Here is a 19,319-nt window from a genome sequence, read left to right as displayed (position 1 = left end):
TCAGCGTGCGGACGTGCCGGTGGATGTGGTTTATCCGGTGCCGGGTCGGCGGCGGTTCGCCGATCGGACGGTGCCGCCGCCGGATCGGCGGCCGGCGACCCGGACGGATCGGGCGCAGGCCCGGGGTGGTAACGCCGGCCGGCACTACCTGCGGCGAAGAAGCACCGGGCCGGCGGTGGGCCGGTGCATGAGCCGCTGCGTCCGTCGTGGTGCTGTGCGGTCTGTCCGGACGGGACGCCGTGGCCGTGCCCGCCGGGCCGGACGCAGTTGGCGGAGGCGTACGTCGGTGAGCCGCTGGCGCTGTCGATCGACGTCGGCGACCTGCTGACGACCGCCGCCGAGGAGGCCGGGATCACCGACCCGGCCGAGTTGTACGAACGCTTCGTGTCGTGGACCTGGATCGACGCGGGTGGCCGGCGATGAGCGTGGCCGTCGGGCGTCGGGTCGCGCTGTGGCGGGTGCGGCGGCAGATGACCCAGCAGGTGTTCGCCGATCGGATCGGCCGGTCGAAGAGCTGGGTGGAGAAGGTCGAGCGTGGTGTCCGGACACTGGACCGGTTCTCGCTGATCCGGCAGGTCGCCGAGGTGCTACGGGTCGACCCGGCGGAGTTGATCGGCTCGGACCGGCCATCGGAGCATGGCGGGGCGGTCGACGGGGTGGCGGTGGTCCGGGTGGCGTTGGCCAGCTACGAGGTGTTCACCGCCGTCGACAGCGGACCGGCGGTGGAGCAGGAGGTCACGCGGCGGGTGGAGCATGCGTGGTCGACGTACCAGCACGGGGACTATCCCCGGCTGCTGCGGATGACACCGCAGCTGCTGGACGCCGCTCGGCGGCTGCACGCGACCCGGCCTGGGCCTGGGGCGGAGTTGTTGGTGCGCGCGTACCGGATCATCGCGCTCGTGCTGGTCAAGGTCGGCGAACCCGAGCTGGCCTGGTTGGCGGCCGATCGGGCGCTGGCCGTGGCCGGCAGCGATCCGGTGCTGGCCGTGGCCGGCAGCGATCCGGTGCTGGCCGGGTCGGCGGCGGTACCGCTCGGGCAGGCGCTGCGCGGGTTGGGCCAGGACCGGTTGGCGATGACGACGACGGTCGCCGCCGCCGACCGGCTCACCGCGTCGAGCGGCGGAGCCGCGTCGCCGCAGGTCCGGGCGGTGTACGGGACGTTGCTGCTGCAGGCCGGGTTGGCCGCCGCCGGCTGCGGCGAAACCCGCAGCGTCGACGAGCTGCTCGGCCGAGCCGCTGACGTGGCCGGCCGGATCGGCGACGGGCTGGACTACCGTACGGCGAGTTTCGGCCCGGCGGCCGTCGAGCTGGCGCACGTGGTGGCGGCCGTGGAGTCGGGCGATGCCCGGCAGGCGGTACGCCGACACGAAACGGCCATCCGGCAGCAGACGTGGCGCGGGCTGCCGGCAGAGCATCGGGCGGCGTACCTGGTGGACGCCGCGCGGGCGTACCTCGCTGTCGGTGACTTCGCGGCGGCGGGACGGTGGTTGGTCGAGGCGGACCGCGTCGTACCGGCTGAGATCCGCTGCCGGCCCTCCGCCCGTACGGTCGTGGCGGAGATCGCCCGGTGCGGGCCGGACACGGCCGGCGTCGCCCGGCTGGCGACGGCGCTCGGGCTGACGACCAGCGTTTCGTGACGAGAGAACCTGTATGACCCTCAACCCGCCAGTTCTACGACAACACAGGTTCCCTCGCCAGCGTCAGCCGGGCAGCGTCACCGCGTCGGGTCAGCAGGTGAAGGCGGCGTCGGGGTCGTAGCGGGCACGGTCCGATGGAGCCGTCTGCTGGCGTCAGGCGATCTGGCGAAGGTCCTTGCCGTAGTCGAAAATGATTCGCATCCGCGCGCCCAATGCTCGTGCGTATTGACTCAGGGTGGCGACCTCGCTGGGTGAGTCCGAGCCGCTGACGTTCCTCGGCGAGGTGGAAGGCACTGCTCCATGCCTCGGTACGCGCGCGTTCGGTCGCCAGCGCGGCGTCGTCCCCGTCGTGTAGTTCGCTGCGGACGTCCTCCCAGTCGTGGAACTCGGTCATTGCCTCTCGTGCCGCTTCGCCATCTTGTATCACCTTGACCAGTTGCCGGCCTTGTTGCCGGAAGGCCAGGGAAAGGGAACCTGTGCGCCTCTTCTGTCAGCGGGTCAAGGGGGGTAGGCCATACCGGGCCGGCAAGGTGTAAGTATAGTTATAGTAACTACGCTTACACTAGCGTGACGGGATGGTGAGGTGGAGAAGCCGGCGGAGATTTTCGACCGTGACGTCGAGTGGAACGAGTTGGTCCGGTTCGCGCGCCTGCCGCAGGGCGGGGCCACGCTGGGAGTGGTCTCCGGCCGTCGTCGCCAGGGCAAGACGTTCCTGCTCGACGCACTGGTACGGGTAGCTGGCGGGTTCATGTTCACCGCCACGGAGTCGTCCGAGGCTGACGCGCTGCGCCAGTACGGTGAGGCGCTCGGTGACTATCTGGGTGAGGCGACGCCGCTGCGGTTCGCGAACTGGGACGAGGCGGTCACCCGGACGATGACACTCGCCCCTGCCGGGCCACTTCCGGTGGTGATCGACGAGTTTCCGTTCCTGGCCCGAGCCAGTCCGGCGTTGCCCTCGATCATCCAGCGGGCGCTCGACCCGGCGGGACAGCGGTCGAACACCCAGGCGCGGCTGCTGCTGTGCGGTTCGGCGCTGTCGTTCATGGGTGGCCTGCTGGCTGGCACCGCGCCGCTGCGCGGACGGGCCGGCCTGGAGTTGGTGGTCCGCACGCTCGACTACCAGGCAGCGGCCCGGTTCTGGGGGATCGCCGACCCACGCACCGCCCTGCTGGTCAACGCGATCGTCGGCGGCACCCCCGCCTATCGGCACGAGTTCACGCAGGATGACTCGCCGGCCGGGCCGGACGATTTCGACGACTGGGTGGTGCGGGCCGTGTTGAACCCGGCCCGCCCGTTGTTCCGGGAGGCTCGCTACCTGTTGGCGGAGGAGCCCGACATTCGCGACCCCGCGTTGTATCACTCGGTGCTGGCGGCGATCGCGGACGGTCGTACCCGGCGTGGGGAGATCGCGAACTTCCTGGGTCGGCAGACGTCCGACCTGGCCCATCCGCTGGGTGTGCTGGAGGACGTCGGTCTGGTCGTGCGGGAGGAGGACGCGTTCAAGAGCAACCGGGGCGTCTACCGGATCGTCGAGCCGTTGCTCGTCTTCTACCACGCCGTGATGCGGCCGGCATGGGGCGACCTGGAGCGCGCGGGTCGGTCCCGGCAGGTCTGGCCCCGGCTGCAGCGCACGTTCCTGAGCAAGGTCGTCGGACCGCACTTCGAAACGATCTGCCGCCAATGGGCCCGCTGGGAGGCCGATCCGGACGTTCTTGGCGGTTTTCCGACCCGGGTCGCGGCCGGTGTCGTCAACGACCCCGCCGCACGCACGCAGCACGAGGTGGACGTGGCGGTATTCGGCCGTGACGAGCAGGGCAGCGAGGAACTCCTCGCGATCGGCGAGGCCAAGTGGCAGGAGGCCGTCGGGACCGGTCACCTGCGACGCCTGGCACACATCCGTAGCCTGTTGGCCGGTAGCGACGGGGTCCGGGCCGACCGGTGCCGGCTGCTGCTGTTCAGCGGCGGTGGCTTCGCCGACGACCTTCGCCCTGTGGCGGCTGCGGATCCCAGCGTCCAGCTTGTCGACCTGGATCGCTTGTACGCGGCGCACCGATCCTGAGCGGCGGCCTGCACCGAGCACCCTCGGCGGGACCGCCGGCAGGACCCCCCTTTTATCCGTGCGCGAAGACGGCGTCGGGGTCGTAGCGGGTCACGATCCGGCGGAGCCGGTCGAGGTTGGCGCCGTGGTAGGTCGGGTCCAGCGGGGACCGGTCGGGCTCCGGGTAGTTGGGGTAGATCAGGCCCGATCCCCACGGGTGGGCGATCGCCCAGGACCGGTCGACCCAGCGTCGGGTGTCCTGGCGGACGGCGTCGGTGGTGCGGCGGATCGCGTAGCCGGTGTGCCGGAGGATGAATCTGGCCCGGCGGTGTACGAACGCCGTCGCGTGTGGCGCGACCCGACCGTAGGCGCCGCCCCATGGGATGAACTCCAGTTCGCGGGACTGGCCGGCGGCGGTCCGGCCGGCTACCAGGTGCTGGACCAGCGCCGTGACCGTGTCCGGCGGCAGCGGCTGGTCGAAGAATTCCGAGCGGCACAGTCGTCGGCCTGCCGAGGTGCCCCACGGTGGCCCGGTCACTTCCAGGTCGTCGGGGCTTTCGGGGTAGCTCACCGCTGCGGCTGCCGGCGCGGGCAGTTCGCGGATCTCGACGTGTTCCGGGTCCGGGGCGAACCGGTCCAGGAAGCCGGTGCCGGCGCCGACGCTCATCCCGAACACGGCCACGTACGGCTCGTCGGCCGGGTCGTGCGGGCCGATCAGTACGGACTCGCAGTTGATCTCGTCGGGTGCTTCCGGTGCCCAGCCCAGCCAGGTGCCGATGACGTCCGCCGCGTGCCGTACCGGCCAGCGGCATTCGAAGAACGTGGCCGGCACCGTCGGCCGGGTGCGCAGCACGAACGTGGTGACCACGCCGAGCAGGCCGCCGCCGGCGCCGCGCAGCGCCCAGAACAGGTCCGGTTCGCGGTCGGTGTCGCACCACACGGTACGGCCGTCGGCGAGCACCACCTCGGCGGCGACCAGATGGTCGCTGCCGAGGCCGTACAGCCGGCTGAGGCTGCCGTACCCGCCGCCGAGCACGGCACCGCCGAGTCCGACGTCCGGGCACCAGCCGGCGGAGACGGTCCGCCCGCCGGTGGCCAGCCGTCGCCGCAGTTCGCGCATCCGTAGCCCGGGGCCGGCGGTGACCAGGTCGCCGTCGGTCCGCAGCTGCCGCAGCCCGCCGAGGTCCAGCAGCAGCCCGTCGGTGCTGCACCGGTCGGCGAAGCTGTGCCCGCCACTGCGTACCGCCACGTCGAGCCGGTGGGCGCGGGCGAACGCGAGCCCGGCCCGGACGTCGGCGGCGGTGGCCGCCCGCACCACGACCTGCGGCAGCCGCTCGTCGAGCCGGGCGAGGAACGGCAGCCGGCAGTCGACGTACTCCGGATTCTCCGGGGTCAGCAGCGTCCCGGACAGCTCGCCCGCGAGCCGGGTCAACGGGGCTGCAGCGACAGCCATGGGTCCTCCGCCATCCGGGCCTGCAGGGTGGACAGTTCGGCGTACCGGCCGCCGAGCGCGAGTAGCTCCTGATGGCTGCCCTGCTCGACGATCTCGCCGTCGTGCATCAGATAGATCCGGTCACAGTTGCGCACGCTGGCCAACCGGTGGGTGATCAGCACGACGGTGCGGCCGGCGGCGAGCCGGCGCAGCGCCTCGTAGACGGCGTATTCGGCGCGGGCGTCCAGCGGCGCGGTCGGCTCGTCCCAGATCAGGACGGGCGCGTCGCGGAACAGGCCCCGGGCCACCGCGAGCCGCTGCCACTGGCCGCCGGACAGGTCGACGCCGCCGGTGAACGCGGTGGTCAGCAGCGTCTCCCAGCCCTGCGGCAGCGGGTCGACCACCTCGTCGGCGAGCGCCTGGCGGGCGGCCCGGCGCAGCGCCTCGTCGTGCGGGTCGGCCCGGTCGAACCGTCCCATCCGGACGTTGAGCCGGGCCGAGTCGGGCCAGCGGACCGGGTTCTGCAGCACCATCATCACCCGGTCGGCGACGGTGTCCGGGTGCAGCGTGGCCAGGTCGGTGCCGTCCCAGGCCACCGACCCGGCGGTCGGCCGGTACAGCCCGGCGATGATCTTCGCGAGGGTGGTCTTGCCGGAGCCGTTCTCGCCGACCAGGGCGACCGTCTGTCCGGCGTGCAGGGTCAGGTCCACCCCGTGCAGCACCGGCGCTGACCCGGGGTAGTGGAAGCCGACGTCGCGCAGTTCGATCCGCTGCGGGGCGGCCGGTGCCGCCGGCCCGGCCGATGCCCGGGTGCGGGTGGCCGCGTCGGCGAGGAACGCGTGGAAGTCGGCGACGTACAGGCCCTGCTCGAACAGCTGGTCGGCGGTGCGGACCAGGCGGGCCAGCGCCGCCACGGCGGTCCGGGTGGCGATCAGCGCCGTGCCGGCGACCGCGAGTGGGATCCATCCGGCGTCGAGCAGCAGCCACAACGCCGCGAACACGCCGCCGAGCGCGACACCGGCCAGGGCGCGTCCCCGGGCCCGGGCCCGCACCTGCGCCGACGCGACCGCGATCTCCTCGTCGCGGACCAGGTCGGCCGCCTGCCGGTAGCGGGCCAGCACACTGTCCTGGGCCTGGGTGGCCCGCACCTCGGCGGCCGGTTCCCGCTCGGTCGCCAGGTCGGTCACCATCGACACCCGGCGGTTCAGCGCGACCAGCCGGGCGTTGCCCGCGTAGCCGAGCCGGGCCGCCCGCAGCGCCGCCCACCCGTCCGGCAGCACGGTGACCAGCAGGATCGGCAGCAGCACCGGGTGCAGCACGGTCAGGCTGACCGCCGCCGCCGTGACCGCCAGCAGCGCGCCGATCGCCTCGACCAGGTTGTCGACGATCCGCTGCAGGTAGAGCAGGCCCCGGTCACGGGCCCGGAACATCCGGTCGAGGAACCGTGGATCGTCGAACGCGGTCAGCTCCACCGCCAGCCCGGCCGCGACGAGCCGCTCGTCGGCGAGGCGGCGCACCGCCGGGGCGATCCGCGCCTGGGCCAGGGTGACCGCGATCTCCAGGCCGGCCCGGGTGGCGAAGGCCAGCACCACGAGGGCGAGCGCGGGTGCGGCCGCTGCCAGCCGGGCCCCGGTCGGCCCGCCGGCGAACAACCGCTCCAGCACCCCGGCGGTCGCGACCAGCCCGTACGTGGTCGCGACCCCGGCGACGAGGTGCAGGACCAGAACGGTCACGGCCGCGCGCGGGGCCGCCTGCCGGATCAGCCGCAGGGCGGGTCCGAGCGCGGCCGGCAGCCCTCGGACGACCTGCCACGGACCCAGCCCGTCGGTCGGGGTCTCCAATCGCCAGTACGGCGCGGTCACGTCGGACATCGCGGCGTGCCCGCCCTACGCCAACCCGTCCGGCGGACCGGGATCGGGCAGCAGCACCGACGGCAGCGGGCACTGCGGGTGCATCCGCAGCAGCTGGTAGCCGATGCCGCCGAGGCCATGCAGCAGACCGGGCCGGAACGCGTCCCGGTTGGGGCCGGCGACCGCCCCGAACTCCTCGATCCCGGTCAGCACCCGGGCGTCGAGCTCGTCGGGATCCACCTGCGGTGGGGCCGCGCCGGCCGCCATCGCCGTTCGTAGCAGCTCCCAGGTGCCGAGCTCGCCGTGGCACAGGGTGTGGTTGGCGCCCATGCCTGCCGGCCAGCTCGCCGCCGCGGCCCGGCGCAGCATGTCGGTCCAGCGGTCGCGGGTCGGCGGGTCGGCGGAGCGGCGCAGTTGGTCGGCGGCGACGATGCCGATGCCGACCGACCCGTGACACCACGCCGCGGCGTCGGTCGGCCGCTCCGGCTTGCGCATGTCCAGCCAGCCGGGCAGGCCAGGGTCGTAGAGCGACTCCTCGTAGCGGAACGCCGCCGCCGCCAGGTCGTGGTAGCCGTCGAGGTGCGACAGCGCCCAGCCGATGCCGGTGGTGCCGTGCGACACCCCGCCCAGCCCGTCGGTGGCGAACGGACCCGGCCACCACGCCGCCGCCGGGGAGGCCGCCTCGGCGACGGTGGTGGGGCCGCCGCCGGTGGCGGGGCCGGCCGGGCGGGCGGCGGCGCGCAGATGTTCGCCGATCGCGCCGGCGGTCTGCACCCATCGGGCGTCGCCGTCGAGCTCGGCCAGCCGCAGCAGCGGCACGATCGCTCCGGCCGGCCCGCGCAGCAGATCGTACGCATCGGTGGCCTGCACGGCGGCCGGCACCAGCGCGGCGACCGCCCGCGCCCGGCGCAGCGCCTCGTCGACCATCGGTTCGCCGGCCATCTGCCCGCCGGCCGTCGCACCGGCGGACACCGACCCGTCGCCGAGGAGCCGGCGCAGCAGCAGCCAGGCCCAGATCCGGGCACCGAGCCCGACATAGCCGCCGGCCGGATCGGGCCGGATCGGGATGCCGGTGGCCCGGTCGGCCTCGGCCTGGTCCTCGGCGGCGCGCATGCTGGCCAGTACGGCGTCGAGCAGCTCGGCGGCACCGTCGACCGGATCGGCGCGCCCCGCCGACTCCTCGTACCGGTACGCCGCGAGCAGCACCGCGATCCCGGCGGTGCCGAGATACATGTCGGTGGGCAACGGCTGCACCGCCCAACCGGAGTTGGCCACGATCACCGGCGCGATCCAGGTGGCCGTCCGGTCCGTGCCCCGCACGGCGGTGGCGAGCAGCATGCGGACGACGTCGGCGGCGAGCGTCCGCCGGCGTCGGTCCAGATCGTCCGGTCGCACCAGCCGGGGGACCAGCGGCGGGCCGGGCGGGGCGGGTGGCGTCTCGCTGAGATAGGCGCTGATCAGCGTGGACCGTAGCACCTGGCGGTCCAGCTCCTGGTCGGCCTCGCGCCAGCGGCGCAGCGCCCCGCGAATGAGGTCCGGACTCGCCGGCATGGTGAACATCGGGATGTCCCCGACGAGCAGATCGGCGACCTCGGCGGCGACGACCTCGGGCTCGTCGGGCGCGGCGGCGGCGCGCTGCCCGTGCCGGGTCAGCAGATCGGCGACCGTGGCCCGGGCCGTCGGCTCGTCGTGCAGCGAGGTCGGGTGCCACAGCATCCGGGCCAGTTCGGCGTACGTCTCGGTGTCGCGGCGGACGAAGCGCACCTCGCCGCCGACGAACCCGGTGAGCAGCGGATCGAGCCGGCCGCGCCGGTCCATCTCCCGCAGCCGGTCGGTCAGCTCGTCGAAGGCGTCGCACACGTCGCCCCAGAACCGGGCCAGGACCGGCTCGGCGCTCGGCTGGTTGGCGGCCTCGGGGGGGTCGAAATCGGCGTACGCGAGGCGGACCTGATCGGTGCCCTCGTCGACCAGCGCCGGCACGGACACCGTCGGCTGTTCGCCCTTGAGGCCGCCGGCACCGGACGGGTCCAGCCCGCGCCAGGCCAGCGCCACGCCACGTCCGGGCAGCAGCCCGGTGCCCAGCACCGAGGAACTGAGCGCGCGGGCGGCCCGGTCGGTGGCCAGCCCGTACCCCGAGGGCAGCAGCGGCGGCTGCGGGGTGAACAGGGTCTCGCAGTCCACGACCACCGGCACCGGTCCGGCCGCGATCAGGTTCTCCGCGTGCAGGTCGCTGCCGCCGAGCATCCGCATGATCGCGGTCCACTGGCCGAGTCCACGGTAGAACGTGTGCAGTTCGTCGTCGTCCGCGCAGTAGCGGTGGGCGACGTGGGCGGCCCAGCCGTACCCGTCGCGGGCCAGGACCGTGGGCACCCGGATCCGGGCGGCTGCCGGCTCGTCGGGCAGCAGCCGGGCGACGAGCCCGGCCAGTGCCGCGTCGACGTGCAGGGACCGCGGCTTGTAGACGACCGGGCCGGCGGCGCAGCGCACCACCGCGACGCTCTGCCCGCCGCGGTGCGTGTCACCGGAGCCGAACTCGACGTCGAGCAGCGTGGCGTCGCCCGGCGGCAGCACCGTGGGCGACAGGTCGGCCCGGTCGGCCGCGAACCGGTACGCGAACGCCGTCACCGCCCGGTGGGCGTTGCCCAGCACCGTGCCGATCCGCTGGCGCAGCGTCGGGAAGCGGGCGTCCAGCGACGGCCAGAACCCGTCGGCGCTGGCCAGCTCCAGCCAGTGCTCCCACCGGGCACACGGGTCCGGACCAGCCAACCGGCCGCTGATCCGCGCGGCGTGCACGTCCAGCACCAGCACCCGGGTCACCTTCGGTCGAACCGCTTCGCGCCACGCCCGGGTGGCGGCGGCGGTGATCGCCGCCCGTTCACCGGTGCCCAGGTCCGGGACGTCCCTGAGCTGGACCGCCAGTCGCTCAGCTGCTGGCACGACCAGACGGTCCAGCACAGGGTCGAAACTCGCTGTCATCCGGTCCGGTACCACCGCTGCCGGCGGGTCGACCGGGCCATCCGGCCCCGCCGTCATCAGGACGGACTCGCGCGTCGCCGTCGGCGCCGTGGTATCGGTCATGGCCGGATCAGCAGCACGCAACAGGCCGGGAGCCGGTGCAGGAACTGCAGTTGGTGCCGCACCCACCAATGGTCATGGTGATGTCCTGCACGGCGTATTCGCCACTGGTGAACAGTTGGCCGGCCGGGTTCTCCCAGCCTTCGACCGGCGTACCGGTCAGCCACCGGGTGATGATGTCCTCGGCCAGCGCCGGGTCGAGATCGAGCTGTGTCGCGGTCGGCATGATGACCCTCCCTTGTTGATCGATACGTAGGTGTGATTGTTCGGCGGTGTCCTTGCCGGTGGCTTCCGCACCGCTTCCCGGATGCTTCCCGTACAGATCCCGCGTGGTTCCCGCACGGTTCCCGCGTTTCGGCTTCGGCTCTACGGTGGGGGTCGGGGTCTCATACCACCGGGAGTTGGGTTGGAAGTACGAATCCTGGGGCCGATCGAGGTCCTCATCGGAGGTACGCCGGTCCGCCTCGCCAAGCGCCAGCACCGCCTGATCCTGGGGATTCTCGGCATCGAAGCCAACCGCGAAGTCTCCAGCGGACGTCTGATCGAGCTGTTGTGGCCGGAACAGCCGCCTGCCCGTCCACGGGCTGTCCTGCACAGCCGCCTGTCGGAGCTGCGGGCGATGCTGCGCGTGGCCGGCGACGGCCCGGCCCAGCCGTCGATCGTCACCGGCGACGACGGATACGCGCTGCGGATTCCCACCCCGGCGGTTGACGCCCACCGGTTCGGGCAGCTGATCATCGACGCCCGGGGGATCGCTTCCGATCTGCGGGCGCGCGACGTGCTGCGGCAGGCCCTCGAACTGTGGCGCGGGCCGGTCCTGGGTGGCTGGTCGCCCGCCGGACCGGCGGGTGCGCTGGTGAGCAGCTTGGAGGCTGCCCGGCTGACCGCGATCGAGGACCTCTACGAGGTGGAGCTGCGGTTGGGCAACCACAGGTCGATCGCGGACGAGTTGGTGGCGCTGTCGGCCGCGCATCCGACCCGGGACCGGCTGACGTCGGCGGTGATGCTCGCGCTGCATCGGGCCGGGCGCAGCGCCGAGGCGGTCAGCGTCTACCACCAGCGCCGGGTCTGGCTCTCCACCGAGCTGGGTGTCGATCCGGCACCGGCGCTGCAAAACCTCCACGTCGCCGTGCTGCGCCACGATCCCGCCCTGGACCAGGTGGCCGGCCCGGGCGCGCTCGACCGTTCGGCCTGACGCGACCGGCTCGACGCGACCAGCCGGGCTGGATGGGACGGGGATGCCCTATTGACGCTCGACCCGTCGCAGCCCGTGCGCCGGCGTCCACCATTCGACGACGAGCAGGGTGGCCTCGTCGTTGAGGTGGGTGTGTACGACGTCGGTGATGTCGGCGTGGAAACGCTCGCCCTCCGGGCCGTCGCTGACCCGTGCGGCGGCCACCGCCCGGCCAGATATCTTCGCCTCGCCGGGCCACTGCGCCTCGGCGCCGTCGACCGGGTCGATCGTGGCGCTGTGCAGGGCGAACCGGGGATCCCGCCGCAGATCCGCGCCCTTGCGGGCGTTCGGCATCGACCCGAAGGCAAGCTGGCCGTCCTCGAAGACCACCTCGATGCCGGAAATCCGCGGCGACCCGTCGGCGCGCAGCGTCGCGATCGTCTTGTGCCGGTTGGCGTCGAACAACGCCCGTACCCGCCCCGCGAACTCCGGTGCCGCCTGTTCCACGTCCCGCCATGCCGTCATAGCGTCATGATCGCACCGGCCGACCCGGCGGCGTGGCGCAGCACCCGGAGCATCTCCTCGATCAGGTCCGCCGCGTCGGCACGGCCCTTCCCATCGGCCGACAGATGGCCGGTGATGGCCAGGTCGGCGGCGCCGTGCGCCAGGGCACGGACGAGGGCGGCGAGCCGCTCGGGATCACCGGCGGGCAGGGCTCCGGTGGCCTGCGCCTCGGCGGTCAGGCCGACGAGGCGGCGCCAGGTCGCGCCGGCGCGCTCGTGCAGGTCGGCGGAGGCGTTCATCGACCCCCCGTAGACCAGTTCGAAACGGCGGGGATGGCGCAGCGCCCAGCTCACGTACTCGTGCAGGACGAGCCGCAGCAGCGTGCCGGCCTCCAGCTGAGTCGGGTCCCTGCCAGTCGGCTCCGTGCCGGCCGGATCGCCACGACCTGACGGCGTATCCGTCATGACGTGTTCGAGCCGGACGAGTTCCTGGATGGCGACGGCCTCCAGCAGGGCCTGCTTGTCGGCGAAGTGCTTGTAGGGCGCGTTGTGCGACACGCCGGCCCGGCGCCCGACCTCCCGCAACGTCACTCGTTCCGGACCGCCCTCGTCGAGGAGTGCGGTCGCGGCGGCGACGAGGTCGTCCCGGGTGCTCATCGTCCGATCGTAGTGCAGGTTGACGCTGTCAACCTGGCGACGTAGCCTTCGGTTGACAACGTCAACCCACAGGGGGTCTGTTGCCATGAGAACCGTCGTCATCACCGGAGCCACCGCCGGCCTCGGGCTGCACACCGCGGCGCGTCTCGCCGCGCGGGGCTGGCATGTCGTACTCGGTCACCGGGGAGAGAGCCGGGGGCAGGCCGCCGCCCGGCGGATTCGCCGTCGGCTGCCCCGGGCGAGCCTCGAACTCCTCAGAATCGACCTCGCCGACCTGCGCTCGGTCGCCGACGCGACCGAGTCGCTGCGCCGGTCCGGGCAGCGTCCGCCGCTGCGCGCCATCGTCGGCAACGGCGGCATCCAGGTCGTCGACGGGGTACGCCGGTCCGCCGACGGCTACGAGCTCACCTTCGCCACCAACCACCTCGGCCACCACCTGCTCGTCACCGGCCTGCTCGACGAGCTGCCCGACGGCGGCCGCATCGCGATCGTCAGCAGCGGCACCCACTGGCGGGAGAAGAGCATGGGCTTTCCGGAGCCCCGCTGGACGAGCGCCCGCGAACTCGCCGATGCGCGCGGCGCCGATCCCGCCCCGACGGCGGGACGGGTCCGCTACGCCACCTCGAAGCTGGCGAACCTCTACTTCGTCTACGAGCTCGCCCGCCGGCTCGACGGCCGGCCGGTCACCGTCAACGCGTACGACCCGGGTCTGATGCCCGACACCAGCCTCTCCCGCGACTACCCGGCACTCGTACAGGCCGGGTACCGGGTGGCCGCCCCGCTGGTCAGCGTGCTGTTGCCGGGCGCCCGGACGTCGCGGGCCTCGGCCCGGCACCTCGCGGGTCTCGTCGACGACGCCCGGTTCGACGGCACGACCGGCGGCTACCTGGAGGGGCCGAAGCTCGCCCGGTCCTCACCCGAGTCGTACGACGTCGCCCGGGCGCGGCAGCTGTGGGCCGACAGCGAGCGGCTGATCGACCAGGCGCTCGCCCGCCGCTGACGAAGGACGAGCACCGCGGTGGGCTGCGGGGGCCGGCGCGGCCGGCCACCGGGGCCGTGGTAGCTACCGGACGGTGTCGCCGTGACGGGCCGGGTCACCGACGACCGTGTACCGTTGACGTTCGGATAGTCCTGAACATTCGTGATGATACGTCTTCGACGGCAAGGAGAGGCGCGTGGATCCGGACGCCGGCCGGCGGTACGCCGAGGAGGTCGGTGTGGCCCTCGCCCAGATGGGCACCACTCCCGCGTTCGGCAAGTTGCTCGGCTGGCTGCTCATCTGCGATCCGCCGAGCCAGACGACGGCGCAGCTGTGCCAGGCGGTCGGGCTGTCCAAAGCCTCCGTCTCGGCCGGCATGCGGGCGCTGGAGCAGTCCGGGATGGTGCGGCGGGTGCCGACCAGCGGCCGGGGCCACGCGTACGAGATGCACCCGGACGCCTTCGCCCGGGCGATCGACCCCACCGACAAGATGCGCACCTTCATCGAGCTGATGCAGCGCGGCATCGACCTCGTCGGTGACGCCGACGCCCCCGGGGCGAACCGGCTCCGCCACACCCGCGACTTCTACACGTTCATGATCGAACGGACGCCCGCCCTGATGGAGGAGTTCCGCCGGCAGACCAAGCGGGACATCTGACGATGCGGGTGCTGGTGGTCACCGTCGGATCGCGCGGCGACGTCCAGCCGTACCTGGCGCTCGGTGCTGGCCTGCAGGCCGCCGGACACGACGTCACCCTGGCCACCTGCGCCCGGTCCGGTCCTTCGTCACCGGCCACGGCCTGGCGTACGGCTACCTCAGCGACGAGATCCTGCACCTGCTCGATTCGGCGGCGGGCCGTGCCGCGATGGAGGACACCAAAGGGCTCCTCGGCTCGGTCAAGACCAACATCAGGCCGACCCGGAGATGATCGTCTCCCACCCCAAGGCACTGGCCGCCCCGCACGCCGCCGAGAAGCTCGGCGTGTTCGGCAGCATGGCCGGGCGCGACCCGGGCCGTCTCACCCGCGCCGTCGGCGAAGCGTTGCGCCTGGCCGGCGTACGCCGCGCTCGGCGCGGGCAGCGCCCCGGTGCCGCAGTCCACGCTCACCGCGCGGCGACTCGCCGCCGCGATCCGTCAGGTCACCACCGCCACCGACGTGCAAGCCGCGGCGGTGCCGAGAACCCGGATCGTGTCTCCCTGCCGGATGACGCCTGGGATCACGACGCGGGCGTAGAGGCCGCGCAGTCGGGCCTGGCGACCCTGCTCGCTCCAGACCAGTTTGTGCGCGTCCCGTCCGTAGCGGTTGGCGAATTTCACGCATCCGTTGTGTGACTCGGCCGTCACCTCGAGGACCGCTTCGGCGCCGATTGCGAGTCGGGTGCCGGCGGGCAGAGCGTCGGTGTGCAGGTCGAGGTCGGCGAAGAGCTGGTCGCCGGCCAGCGCCCAGTCCTGCGGGTCGTCGCCGGCGATCAGCCGGACGAATCGGGAGTTCATCACGGTGAGCTGGCGGTCGGGGTGTGGCGAGCCGTCGCCGGTTGCTGAGCTTGCGCGTGCCGCCCAGGTGTCGCCGGCGAGCCCTTCGACGATGTCGAGGGTGCCCTCGGCCAGCACCTCCCGTTCGTCGACGGCGGGTCGGCGGACCACGAGGTCCAAGGTGCCGGAGCCGCGTGGGGAGCGGGCCACCGCCGCGAGGCCGGCGGTGAGTTCGGCGCTGGACAGGTGGCGGGGTGCCGTGGCGTGCGCCGCGTGGTCCATGCCCGGAGTGTGCCAGAGCCTGCGCGCACCGTCGACAGGGATTCGCAGCGGGTGGATCGCATCCCCCGGTCGGAGTGTCGACCACGGGGACAGGTCTGCGTGTCGGTGGGTGGGGCTAGCGTCCGGGGCGGCACGTTCACCCAGCCAAAGCACGTTCACCCGATCAGAGGGAGCTCTGCGATGACGTCCCGACTCAACCCGTACCTCACGTTCGACGGCAACGCCCGCGAAGCCATGGAGTTCTATCACTCGGTGTTCGGCGGCGAACTGCGGATCAACACGTTCGGCGAGTTCGGCTCGACCGAGCCCGGCCTCGCCGACAAGGTGATGCACGCGATGCTCACCACCGAACAGGGATACACCCTGATGGCCTCCGACACCGCCCCCGGCATGCCGTACAACCCGGGCGACACCATCACCTGCAGTCTCAGCGGCGACCCCGCCGAGGGCCTTGAGGAGGCGTGGGAGAAGTTGTCCGATGGCGGCACCGTCACCATGCCGTTCGAGAAGCAGATGTGGGGCGATCTCTACGGCATGTGCGTCGACCGGTTCGGCATCGGATGGATGGTCAACGTCGCCCAGCCACAATGATCCGTCCGTAGCGGCCCACAGAGGATTCTCGAAAAGTCGTTGGTCCCCGGGCCACACCGTGCTCCCACCTCCGACAGATCCCATGAGAGGGGAGAGCACAGTGAGGAATCGACTGGTACGTCTCGTACTGGCCGCGCTGGTGGTAACCGGCAGCGCCCTGGTCGGGGTGGCTGCGGCCACCCCGGCGTCGGCGGTGCCCGGCCTGGTTTTCGTCAGCGGTGTCAGCGCGTCCGACTCGACCAGCAGCAAGGAGGCCCTCGCGGTCTGCCCGGCGGGCACCCGGATCCTCGGCGGTGGTGGTTACCTCGTCGGTGGCGGGCGGCAGGTCGGGTTCACCCGGCTGCAGGCGCTCGGCAGCAGTGACCGGTTCGCCGCCGGGGCTGCGGAGAACGGTGCGTACGCCAGCTCCTGGCGGGTGCACGCGTACGGCATCTGTGGACGGGCTCCGGCCGGGCTGCAGTACATCGCGTTCCACACGGTCAGCGATTCGAACAGCTACAAGATCGCGACGGCGAGCTGCCCGGCCGGCAAGCAACTGATCAGCGTCGGTGCCCGCACCACCAACGGCGGCGGCAACGTGGTGATCGACGATCTCCGGCCGAACACGGCGCTGACCAGCGCCACGGTCACCGGCTACGAGGACGAGGCAGGTCATGCCGGCGACTGGAGCCTGTGGTCGTACGGCGTCTGCGCCAACCCGCTGCCCGGACTCCAGCTGGTCACCGCGACCTCGGCGGTCAACTCCGCCGACAAGGCGGTCGGCGCCGCGTGCCCGGCCGGCAAGCGGCTGCACGGCCTGGGCGCCGAGACCAACGGCGGGGTGGGCCAGGCCATCCACGCGGGTGTCTACCCGGACGCCGCGTTGACCACCGCCGTCGACGTCTCGGTGGAGGATCCGACCGGGATCGCCGGCAACTGGTACACCCGGGCGTACGCGATCTGCGCGACCTGAACCGAACACCGTTTAGGCAATCGGTGTGGCCGACCCCGGACGGGTCGGCCACACCGCTGTTCCGGTCGTCTTTGTCGTCACGAGTCCAGTGTTATTGATCAATCGTTACTGAATCGTTAGCAATGCGGACAGTAACCGAATGTAGTCATCCGCTGTCCGGGTGATCTTGCGGCGGTGCCGGTCAATCGTTGCCGGAGTCACCTTGCCCGATGGACGTCGAGCGGCTACAGCTCATCACCCTCCGTGTTGTCGGGCGGGTCCGTGGCGCGCCGACCACGGCCGGTGCGTCGACGGGGTTGCCGCTGCCCGCCTCCCCGGCACACGCTGTAGGCGCAGGTAACTGGGCGACCACAGGACGGTGTATCCGAGCGCCGGTCGTCCTGGTCGTGCTGCGAGGACTCTCACTGTGTGTCAACTGTCAGGCCAAGTCCAGAAAGGCCCGGGGAGCATGGTTACTGCATGGCAGCGGCTCGGGGGAGCCGCCGTGACGGTTGCGGTGACAGTTGCCGCAGCTGCGGCTCTGCCGGGTGCGACGCTGGCGAGCCCGACGGAGGACGGGATCACCGACGGAGTCACCGCGCAGGTGATCGCCCAAGAGGTGAGCGCCACTCCGGGGCAGGGCGAGTTCAGCGACTTCCTGGCGGGGCTACTCGAAAAGGCGCCCCGGTACGTCGTCGACTTCTCCTGGCAGGGCGACCACGGCGTGGTCCTCGCCGCGCCGGAGGGCGAATCGGCGGTGCGCGGATACGCCGCGAGCCAGGAGCGTGCCGTGCGGGTGGCAGTGCGCACATCGGTGCCGGGCGCCGTACCTTACGTCGACCGTACGGCCGTCGAGCTGGCGGCGATCGAGGTGCTCAAGCCTGCGGACGCCGGCTACCTCGCGGCCCGGTACGACGCCGCGAGCGACAGGGTCGTCGTCACCGTACGCACCGATGACCGGGCCGCGTCCGCTCTCGCCATCGGCCGGGCCTTGGCCGGTCAGCGGGCCGGGGCCTACACCGGACCGGCGTTGACCATCGAGTACGGCACAGCGGACGATCTGCCCCGGGAGGCGTCGACGACACAGGGCGGCGAGACGTACAGCACGTGTACCGGCGGGTTCGTCGCCAACCGGGGTTCGAGCTACGGCATCACCACGTCGGCGCACTGCACCTCGAAGCCAGGCTCCTACGACGGCGACACGACCGGCGCGACGTACGTCGCATCGAGCAACCGCGACGTACGCTTCACGACGCTGAGCGGCGGAACGCCACAGAACCAGTTCCGGTACAACTTCGGCGCCTACCGGACGATCACCTCGACCGGCATCGTGACGACCGGGGCCCTGCTGTTCAAGTTCGGCAAGACGACGGGATACACCTCCTCCGGCACGACGGTCGAGTCCTACGCCGGTTGTGTCACGTTCAGTTCGGGGAACGTCTGGTGTAATCTCTACTACACGGAGAGTAAAGTTACTGAGGGTGGTGACTCCGGCGGGCCGTGGTTCGTCGCGTACACGGGCTATGCGTTCACGACCGGCAGCAACTCCGGGGGTTCGTACATCACCCCGATCGCATACGTATGCTCCATCTCCGGCTGTCCGAGCGTGAAGACCAGCTAGGGGTGTTCGAAGACTGGAGGTTGCTGTGGTCAGACGATTCTTGGTCTGCCTCCTGATCGGACTGTCCGCCACGGTCGTTTTGAGCGCCTGCGCGGGCAGCACCGGGGAGGCTCCGGGCACGCCGACGGTGCCATCGTCGGGACAGCCCGACGAGTCGAGGACCGATGTCGAGTTGGCCGTCCTGGAAGCACTCGACTACGACGCCCGGCCCAAGGCGGCCCGCTACGAGCCGGAGGCCGAAACGGTGGTCGTCACGGTCTTCTCCGCCGGTGAGGAGATCCCTGCCGCAGAGCTTCAGGCCTACGAGTCGGCGGCGGAACAGGCGTCCGGCGGGCTCGACATCGTCGTCGAGGTCAGCGCCGACGACGCGCCTGAGGAGAACTGAGCGCGGGTGGCAGGTACCGCCGCGAGCCGTGATGTCGCTGCGACGTTCCACGGCCATTGCCAAGGCCACCGCCGAGACAGCGGCCAAGGCCATCACTCCAATATGCTGGACTGCATTGCCCGTGTGCTGAAGGTGGATGTATCCGCGCTGGTCGGGGAGTTGGTCGACCGCTCGGCGGTGGCGAATGGACCGGAGCACCCCGCGCTGGCACCGGTGTGCGTCGCCGTGAATCGCTCAGCACTGTCCCGGGGTGGTGACACCGGCCGCTACCACCTGCCGTGACCGCAGGCGAGCCGGTGCATGAGCCGCATCGGCCGTCCTGGACCTGCCGAATTTGTCCGGTGGGGCTGTCGGTGCAGGCGGCGTCGATGCTGCCCCTCGCCGCCGCCGAGGCGGGGATCGTGGACGCGGCGGAGTTGTTCGAGCGGTTCGTGGCGTGGACGTGAATTGGGGTCGAGCGGCGGCGAAGTGCGCCGATCGGGCGCCGGGCGGCGCAGTGGCGGGTGCGGCGGCGGATGACGCAGCAGGTGTTCGCGGATCGGCTCGGCCGGTCGAAAAGCTGGGTCGACAAGGTCGAGCGGGGCGTGCGGACGCTGGACGGTGATCGTCGACGTCACTCGACGCGGCCCGGACATCCCCGGCGTCGCGCCTGGCGACGGTGCTCGGGCTGACCACCGTCACCCGGTGACG

17 protein-coding genes and 3 pseudogenes are annotated in these 19,319 nt (G+C 72.0%); 13 read left to right on the top strand and 7 right to left on the bottom strand.

Annotated elements, in window-relative coordinates; translation table 11 throughout:
* The first annotated feature begins 183 nt into the window (after positions 1–183).
* The 3 genes from ACN27F_RS05950 to ACN27F_RS05940 all read left to right on the top strand — a co-directional run bounded on the left by ACN27F_RS05950 (position 184) and on the right by ACN27F_RS05940 (position 3,696).
* The gene (locus tag ACN27F_RS05950; RefSeq protein ID WP_421431600.1) at positions 184–423 is read left to right on the top strand and encodes a hypothetical protein; all 240 of its coding nucleotides are present in this window, start codon (positions 184–186) and stop codon (positions 421–423) included.
* The gene (locus ACN27F_RS05945; protein WP_421431599.1) at positions 420–1,637 is read left to right on the top strand and encodes a helix-turn-helix domain-containing protein; all 1,218 of its coding nucleotides are present in this window, start codon (positions 420–422) and stop codon (positions 1,635–1,637) included. The genes ACN27F_RS05950 and ACN27F_RS05945 overlap by 4 nt, the downstream gene beginning before the upstream one ends.
* Before the next feature lie 583 nt (positions 1,638–2,220).
* Complete coding sequence (locus ACN27F_RS05940; RefSeq protein WP_421431598.1) at positions 2,221–3,696, top strand: AAA family ATPase; 1,476 nt, start codon at positions 2,221–2,223, stop codon at positions 3,694–3,696.
* 52 nt (positions 3,697–3,748) lie between these two features.
* On the opposite strand, the gene ACN27F_RS05935 is transcribed toward ACN27F_RS05940, so the two are convergent.
* From ACN27F_RS05935 to ACN27F_RS05920, 4 genes are all read right to left on the bottom strand, one after another.
* On the bottom strand, positions 3,749–5,128 hold the full coding sequence (locus ACN27F_RS05935) for an FAD-binding oxidoreductase (RefSeq protein ID WP_421431597.1): 1,380 nt from the start codon (positions 5,126–5,128) through the stop codon (positions 3,749–3,751).
* Entirely contained in the window at positions 5,104–6,978 is a 1,875-nt protein-coding gene (locus ACN27F_RS05930) for an ABC transporter ATP-binding protein (RefSeq protein ID WP_421431596.1), read from the bottom strand. Before ACN27F_RS05930 ends, ACN27F_RS05935 begins: the two co-directional genes overlap by 25 nt.
* A 15-nt stretch (positions 6,979–6,993) precedes the next feature.
* Positions 6,994–9,933, bottom strand: coding sequence for a type 2 lanthipeptide synthetase LanM family protein (locus ACN27F_RS05925; protein WP_421439996.1), 2,940 nt, complete (start codon positions 9,931–9,933; stop codon positions 6,994–6,996).
* 109 nt (positions 9,934–10,042) lie between these two features.
* Positions 10,043–10,258, bottom strand: a complete 216-nt coding sequence (locus tag ACN27F_RS05920) for a DUF6229 family protein (protein WP_421431595.1) — start codon at positions 10,256–10,258, stop codon at positions 10,043–10,045.
* A gap of 180 nt (positions 10,259–10,438) precedes the next feature.
* On the opposite strand from ACN27F_RS05920, the gene ACN27F_RS05915 reads away from it, so the two are divergent.
* Positions 10,439–11,227: an AfsR/SARP family transcriptional regulator gene (locus ACN27F_RS05915; protein ID WP_421431594.1), complete on the top strand. Its 789-nt coding sequence runs from the start codon at positions 10,439–10,441 to the stop codon at positions 11,225–11,227.
* 48 nt (positions 11,228–11,275) lie between these two features.
* Here the strand turns inward: ACN27F_RS05915 and ACN27F_RS05910 are convergent, their stop codons facing one another.
* A complete protein-coding gene (locus ACN27F_RS05910) occupies positions 11,276–11,731 on the bottom strand; it encodes a pyridoxamine 5'-phosphate oxidase family protein (RefSeq protein WP_421431593.1) in 456 nt (151 codons plus the stop codon).
* Positions 11,728–12,366 (bottom strand): TetR/AcrR family transcriptional regulator, encoded by a 639-nt coding sequence (locus ACN27F_RS05905; protein WP_421431592.1) that lies wholly within the window; start codon positions 12,364–12,366, stop codon positions 11,728–11,730. Before ACN27F_RS05905 ends, ACN27F_RS05910 begins: the two co-directional genes overlap by 4 nt.
* A gap of 85 nt (positions 12,367–12,451) precedes the next feature.
* On the opposite strand from ACN27F_RS05905, the gene ACN27F_RS05900 reads away from it, so the two are divergent.
* The 3 genes and pseudogenes from ACN27F_RS05900 to ACN27F_RS05890 form a co-directional block, all read left to right on the top strand.
* Entirely contained in the window at positions 12,452–13,366 is a 915-nt protein-coding gene (locus ACN27F_RS05900) for an SDR family NAD(P)-dependent oxidoreductase (RefSeq protein WP_421431591.1), read from the top strand.
* 175 nt (positions 13,367–13,541) lie between these two features.
* On the top strand, positions 13,542–14,003 hold the full coding sequence (locus ACN27F_RS05895) for a GbsR/MarR family transcriptional regulator (RefSeq protein WP_421431590.1): 462 nt from the start codon (positions 13,542–13,544) through the stop codon (positions 14,001–14,003).
* Between the two features lie 2 nt (positions 14,004–14,005).
* Positions 14,006–14,330: pseudogene (locus tag ACN27F_RS05890) on the top strand (glycosyltransferase); the annotation flags it as partial.
* A gap of 150 nt (positions 14,331–14,480) precedes the next feature.
* On the opposite strand, the gene ACN27F_RS05885 reads toward ACN27F_RS05890, so the two are convergent.
* Entirely contained in the window at positions 14,481–15,101 is a 621-nt protein-coding gene (locus ACN27F_RS05885; protein ID WP_421431589.1) for an MOSC domain-containing protein, read from the bottom strand.
* 180 nt (positions 15,102–15,281) lie between these two features.
* Here ACN27F_RS05885 and ACN27F_RS05880 point away from each other — a divergent pair, with 180 nt between their 5' ends.
* The 6 genes and pseudogenes from ACN27F_RS05880 to ACN27F_RS05855 form a co-directional block, all read left to right on the top strand.
* A complete protein-coding gene (locus ACN27F_RS05880; protein ID WP_421431588.1) occupies positions 15,282–15,692 on the top strand; it encodes a VOC family protein in 411 nt (136 codons plus the stop codon).
* 100 nt (positions 15,693–15,792) lie between these two features.
* A complete protein-coding gene (locus tag ACN27F_RS05875; protein WP_421431587.1) occupies positions 15,793–16,644 on the top strand; it encodes a hypothetical protein in 852 nt (283 codons plus the stop codon).
* 484 nt (positions 16,645–17,128) lie between these two features.
* Positions 17,129–18,244 carry a hypothetical protein gene (locus ACN27F_RS05870; protein WP_421431586.1) on the top strand — a complete coding sequence of 372 codons (1,116 nt, stop codon included), beginning with the start codon at positions 17,129–17,131 and terminating at the stop codon, positions 18,242–18,244.
* Between the two features lie 25 nt (positions 18,245–18,269).
* On the top strand, positions 18,270–18,629 hold the full coding sequence (locus ACN27F_RS05865; RefSeq protein WP_421431585.1) for a hypothetical protein: 360 nt from the start codon (positions 18,270–18,272) through the stop codon (positions 18,627–18,629).
* 102 nt (positions 18,630–18,731) lie between these two features.
* Positions 18,732–18,863, top strand: a pseudogene (locus ACN27F_RS05860) (XRE family transcriptional regulator); the annotation flags it as partial.
* Positions 18,864–19,075: 212 nt separating this feature from the next.
* Positions 19,076–19,228 (top strand): annotated as a pseudogene (locus ACN27F_RS05855) (helix-turn-helix domain-containing protein); the annotation flags it as partial.
* Positions 19,229–19,319: the final 91 nt, after the last annotated feature.

The organism is Solwaraspora sp. WMMB335 (assembly GCF_049179075.1).
GTDB lineage: Bacteria > Actinomycetota > Actinomycetes > Mycobacteriales > Micromonosporaceae > Micromonospora_E.
The sequence above is the reverse complement of the archived record's forward strand: the minus strand, read 5'-3'. Positions and strand labels throughout refer to the sequence as shown.

Bases quoted from the DNA above. Each gene is read 5' to 3' on its own strand.
- ACN27F_RS05885 (WP_421431589.1), bottom strand. From the start codon at position 15,101: ATGGACCACGCGGCGCACGCCACGGCACCCCGCCACCTGTCCAGCGCC.
- ACN27F_RS05905 (WP_421431592.1), bottom strand. From the start codon at position 12,366: ATGAGCACCCGGGACGACCTCGTCGCCGCCGCGACCGCACTCCTCGAC.
- ACN27F_RS05900 (WP_421431591.1), top strand. From the start codon at position 12,452: ATGAGAACCGTCGTCATCACCGGAGCCACCGCCGGCCTCGGGCTGCAC.
- ACN27F_RS05930 (WP_421431596.1), bottom strand. From the start codon at position 6,978: ATGTCCGACGTGACCGCGCCGTACTGGCGATTGGAGACCCCGACCGAC.
- ACN27F_RS05910 (WP_421431593.1), bottom strand. From the start codon at position 11,731: ATGACGGCATGGCGGGACGTGGAACAGGCGGCACCGGAGTTCGCGGGG.
- ACN27F_RS05945 (WP_421431599.1), top strand. From the start codon at position 420: ATGAGCGTGGCCGTCGGGCGTCGGGTCGCGCTGTGGCGGGTGCGGCGG.
- ACN27F_RS05920 (WP_421431595.1), bottom strand. From the start codon at position 10,258: ATGCCGACCGCGACACAGCTCGATCTCGACCCGGCGCTGGCCGAGGAC.
- ACN27F_RS05935 (WP_421431597.1), bottom strand. From the start codon at position 5,128: ATGGCTGTCGCTGCAGCCCCGTTGACCCGGCTCGCGGGCGAGCTGTCC.
- ACN27F_RS05925 (WP_421439996.1), bottom strand. From the start codon at position 9,933: ATGACAGCGAGTTTCGACCCTGTGCTGGACCGTCTGGTCGTGCCAGCA.
- ACN27F_RS05880 (WP_421431588.1), top strand. From the start codon at position 15,282: ATGACGTCCCGACTCAACCCGTACCTCACGTTCGACGGCAACGCCCGC.